This is a genomic window from Alishewanella sp. WH16-1, from assembly GCF_001441695.1.
In the GTDB taxonomy this organism is placed as follows: domain Bacteria; phylum Pseudomonadota; class Gammaproteobacteria; order Enterobacterales; family Alteromonadaceae; genus Alishewanella; species Alishewanella agri.
This window is the reverse complement of the sequence record NZ_LCWL01000069.1, coordinates 1-4,324: the sequence shown is the minus strand read 5'-3', so window position 1 is coordinate 4,324 and position 4,324 is coordinate 1. Positions and strand designations below refer to the sequence as shown.

Genomic DNA, 4,324 nt, shown 5'->3' with positions numbered 1-4,324 from the left:
TTATTTTTAGGGATGATTACCAGCCCTTCAGCGGTCCAACCCTCATCACGCTCAAGATTAACATTTATATTCTCACCGGCATTGGCACCAACTAGGAAGTCTCTATTTAGTCGGCCGTCAAGAAGCGGGATCCCTGCGAAGCTAGTAGTTTCGGCAATTCTAGTTATCTCTTTATTGATTTGTTTAACTTCATTTTGAATGGCTGTTCGATCCTCCTGACTGTTTATTCCGCTTCGAGACTGAATAACCAGAGTCCGCATACGTTGAATAGCCGTTGTCATCTCATCTAACGCGCCTTCAGCTACCTGGGATAATGATATACCGTCATTAGCATTTCTGATCCCCTGATTAATACCGTTAATCTGACTGGTTAGTCTGTTAGAGATTTGCAGGCCAGCAGCATCATCAGCAGCAGAATTAATACGATAGCCCGAAGCCAATCTCTGGAAAGTTTGGCTTAGCGGCGTAGAGAGGTTACTAATCGACCTTTGCGCGGCTAATGAAGAGATGTTCGTATTAACAAACAATGACATAGGCTATCCATGAAATAGGTTAGATATAGGCATTTTCTGCCTTACAATCACGAATTGAGGACTATAATCCTCATTTGTCTTAGTTATCGTTCCGAAACCTGAAAACTTTAATGCGACTTGAGCTAGTTGACGCTAAGCTCATGATCTGATTGATCTAAATATTAAAACTTGCTAATGAGGATTATGATCCGTGGCAGGTTAATCCTCTATTTACCATAGTGTCTGCTCCCAATTTTGAGAGCGCACAATGGCTGATCTGGCAAAGCAATTAGGTGAGAACATTCGCAAGAGAAGAGTTGAGATTGGCTTGAGCCAGGATAACCTTGCTCTAAACGCAAATATTGATCGAAGCTATATTGGTCGGATAGAGCGCGGTGAAGTGAATATCACTGTTGAGATGCTTTTCAAGATCGCGGCCTATATCAAGATTGATCCGCGTGATCTACTTCCTATAGCTGTAGGTGAGTAAAAATCAGAATTTCTTCTATGTACCAAAAGCAGACGTTTTGTCACTGTAAAAGTATCCTGTACTCATCATGGCATCACCACCTCTTGGTAGACGGATTAATCAGTATTTTCAGCAAATGCAAATACCGGCTTACGAAAGCTGAAAGAGCTTTATTTTAATACGAATCTTTCCGTCGAATAAGCGTTATAGGACCGAGTTACCCATGATCAGTAGACACCTTCTATAGTTAGGTATCGTACCTGACAGTGAGGTGCTCGATGGCCAGACATAAAACCCAGGCGTACTCAGAAGAGTTTCGCCGTGAAGCCGTAAGATTGGCTGATTTACCTGATAAAACAGCGACATCCGTTGCTCAGGAGTTGGGCATTCATCCGAATCAGATTTACAACTGGCGAGCCCAGTTTAACCGCTTGTCAGATAAACAGTTTAACAGCCTCAATGGCGTGGATTATTCCAAGGACGAAAGCGAAAAAATCCGGCAGTTGAAGCGTGAGCTGGATACGCTGAAAAAGGAAAATGAATTCTTAAAGAAGGCAGCTGCCTACTTTGCCAAGCAGCGGGAGTAAAGTACGCCCTGATAAGCGAATACGTAGGGCAGTATACGGTCAGGTTGATGTGCCGGGTGTTGGAAGTCTCCTCCTCTGGCTTTTACCGCTGGCGCGGCCGTAAACCAAGCCAGAGCAACGTCAAACGGGAGCGGCTTGAGCAGCAAGTACTTGATAGCTACGCCCGTTACAAAGCGCGCTATGGTGCTCCCAGGCTGGCTAAAGAGCTCAATGCGTTGGGGGTAAGCTGTTGCCTGAACACGGTGGCCAATATCCTCAAAGCCAGAGGTATCCGGGCAAGAAATGGCAAAGCGTTTCGCTACAGTCCCCGCACCGAAGCGATGACCAATGTGGCCGACAATATACTGAAACGGCGGTTTGACGCAGAGAAGCCGAATGAGCGCTGGACAACAGATATCACCTATATCTGGCTGAAAGATAAATGGTTATACCTTGCTACGGTGATGGATTTATACTCCAGAGCTATCGTGGGATGGTCGTTGGACACCAGCATGACCGAGCGGCTGATTACACAGGCGCTGAAAATGGCACTGACCCGAAGGCAACCAAAGCCTGGCCTGATAGTGCACTCAGACCGCGGTGTACAATATCGCTCGACGGCCTATCAGGATGTGTTGATACATGCTGGCTGAGAGTCTGTGCGTATCCAGGAAGCGTTTCCATTCATCGCTGCTAAACTGCGAGCCTTGGTCAGAATGGATTATGACCGACTGTTTCGGTTTTCTGCGCCGCACCGCCATTAACAGCGCATCCAACACAATTTCTTTGGCTAGTGTAGCTTTCATCGACCAGCCAATGCCCCGGCGTGAGTACAGGCCTAGCACAACGGCTAGATACAAAAAGCCCTCGTAGGTTCTGATATACGTGATGTCAGTCACCCAGGCTTTATTCGGCTCGTCATACGTAAATTCACGCTGTGATTGATTCTTTGCCGGGACAGCAGGTTTCCCTGCCCGATAGCGTGGAGCTTTATAACCACGAATGGCTTTAAGGCCAGCCAGATTCATCAAACAGGCAACACGGCTTTCTGAGCAGGTTTAGCCTGCTTCACGTAAATCAACGTGAATACGTGGGCTACCATAAATACCACCGCTTTCAAGCCATGATTCTTTAATCAGTGCTGTCAAACGCTGGTTTTCACGCGCCCGGTTTGATTCGGGCTGCTTCAGCCACTGATAGTAACCACAGTGATGCACGCGCAGTGTCGCGCACATCAACCGCACCGGATGGCAGTTCTGGTTGTCGCGGATAAAGGCATACCTTAACTGAACTGCTTGGCAAAGTATGCGGCGGCCTTTTTTAGGATATCGCGTTCTTCTGCAGCCCGTTTTAAAGCAGCCTTGAGCTTGGCATTTTCAGCAGCTAAATCTTATTGCTGTGCCACTACTGGATCTGGATTAGTGGCTTGCTTGTGCTGTTTCAGCCAGTTATACAGGCTGTTATCTGACACGCCTAAACGCTCTGAGACATCTTTAACGGAATAACCACGCTCGTTGATTTGTTTGATTGCTTCAGCTTTGAATTCTGGTGTAAAACGTTGCTTGGACATGCTGCCCTCCTATAGTTATATTCTAACCTAAGGAGTGTCTAGTGTTTTAGGGGAAGCCCAGATTGCGTGGCAACATAACTAATTATAAGTTTACTTATAGTGTTGATTATGTAAATGCTAAAGGAAAAAGAATTGTTCGAGAAGGTCTGAATGGTTATGACATAGCTATAAAATCTGAGCTTTTTGCTAATTAGATCATCTATGTTTAATGTAAAGCGTTGATTTTTCAGCGCTTATCATGCCGTGAGATAAATTATGAAAGTGGTTTTTAGAAAAAAATTTATAATCTGGCTTAAATGTTGTCCTGAGATTCTTTGTGGTTTTATTTTGTTGTATTTTATAAACCTAAACAACGACAGCTCAGGTTTATCTCCCAGATTTGAAGCGGCTTTGCCATATGCTACGATAATTATATCAGGTATTTTTGTTTTGGGTATTTTCTACTTGTTTAGATGGGTGGTTAAGCCGAAAAAATTAGTTTTGGATCTAAGCACTAAAGAACTTTCCCTGGGTAGTGAGGTTTTCAATTTTAATAATCATGTTTTAGTAATAAGTACTCGTTCATACAGTAACGAAAGGTTTTATTATTTATCTTTTCGAGATGCAGAAAAAATAACAAAATTTGAGATGCCTGAAGGTTACATTGCTGATACATCTTATCGAGTTTTGGTTAGTAATTTGGAAGGTTTATCAATACCGTTCTATATTGTTCATAAGCCTTGGCTTTTTGAACAAAGCCAAAAGGAAGAGGATAGGCGTAGAAATTCATTTAAGGATTGTTGAGATTTCCCGAATGGGTATATTTAAGCATCTTCCAAGCGAGGTGGTGTTAATTTATTATCGCGGGTTAGAGAAATATCGATTAAGCTGTAATGTTTTTCGGATTGCAGGTGGAGTCTGATAGCCACGAAACCGATGGTTCAAGTAACAGCCACCAAATAGCATTGTCCATTCTACGGACGGCATCTCTCTGCCTGACAATACTGACCTGATTGGTTGCTCGAATAAACCTGCTAAATATCTGGCTATCAGAAAACAGCTGTATCTGTAGCCCTTCACACAGTTCTCTTACGCCGGGATCGTCAATTACGTTAAGTCTGCCGCTCATGCCTTAAACTCAATCTACCACTAAGATGATAGTAGTATGAGCTATTCAAAGAATTTAGTAATGTAATTGATACTTCTGCTTTGTGCCAATAGCAGAAAT

7 protein-coding genes and 1 pseudogene are annotated in these 4,324 nt (G+C 43.7%); 4 read left to right on the top strand and 4 right to left on the bottom strand.

Annotation, left to right across the window (positions count from 1 at the left end; translation table 11 throughout):
- Positions 1 to 533: pseudogene (locus tag AAY72_RS06185) on the bottom strand (flagellin); the annotation flags it as partial.
- Positions 534 to 780: 247 nt separating this feature from the next.
- Here AAY72_RS06185 and AAY72_RS06180 point away from each other — a divergent pair.
- From AAY72_RS06180 to AAY72_RS16505, 3 genes are all read left to right on the top strand, one after another.
- Positions 781 to 1,002: a helix-turn-helix domain-containing protein gene (locus AAY72_RS06180; protein WP_057786091.1), complete on the top strand. Its 222-nt coding sequence runs from the start codon at positions 781 to 783 to the stop codon at positions 1,000 to 1,002.
- 257 nt (positions 1,003 to 1,259) lie between these two features.
- Complete coding sequence (locus AAY72_RS06175) at positions 1,260 to 1,568, top strand: transposase (RefSeq protein WP_057786089.1); 309 nt, start codon at positions 1,260 to 1,262, stop codon at positions 1,566 to 1,568.
- Positions 1,523 to 2,200 carry an IS3 family transposase gene (locus AAY72_RS16505; RefSeq protein WP_156411293.1) on the top strand — a complete coding sequence of 226 codons (678 nt, stop codon included), beginning with the start codon at positions 1,523 to 1,525 and terminating at the stop codon, positions 2,198 to 2,200. Before AAY72_RS06175 ends, AAY72_RS16505 begins: the two co-directional genes overlap by 46 nt.
- Here the strand turns inward: AAY72_RS16505 and AAY72_RS17040 are convergent.
- The 3 genes from AAY72_RS17040 to AAY72_RS16680 all read right to left on the bottom strand — a co-directional run bounded on the left by AAY72_RS17040 (position 2,138) and on the right by AAY72_RS16680 (position 3,117).
- On the bottom strand, positions 2,138 to 2,575 hold the full coding sequence (locus AAY72_RS17040) for a DDE-type integrase/transposase/recombinase (protein WP_369815333.1): 438 nt from the start codon (positions 2,573 to 2,575) through the stop codon (positions 2,138 to 2,140). The two genes, AAY72_RS16505 and AAY72_RS17040, sit on opposite strands and share 63 nt — an antisense overlap.
- Positions 2,576 to 2,605: 30 nt before the next feature.
- Entirely contained in the window at positions 2,606 to 2,782 is a 177-nt protein-coding gene (locus AAY72_RS16685) for an IS3 family transposase (protein ID WP_156411291.1), read from the bottom strand.
- A gap of 155 nt (positions 2,783 to 2,937) precedes the next feature.
- Positions 2,938 to 3,117: a transposase gene (locus tag AAY72_RS16680; protein ID WP_156411290.1), complete on the bottom strand. Its 180-nt coding sequence runs from the start codon at positions 3,115 to 3,117 to the stop codon at positions 2,938 to 2,940.
- Between the two features lie 255 nt (positions 3,118 to 3,372).
- Here AAY72_RS16680 and AAY72_RS06160 point away from each other — a divergent pair, with 255 nt between their 5' ends.
- The gene (locus AAY72_RS06160; protein ID WP_057786087.1) at positions 3,373 to 3,900 is read left to right on the top strand and encodes a hypothetical protein; all 528 of its coding nucleotides are present in this window, start codon (positions 3,373 to 3,375) and stop codon (positions 3,898 to 3,900) included.
- Positions 3,901 to 4,324: the final 424 nt, after the last annotated feature.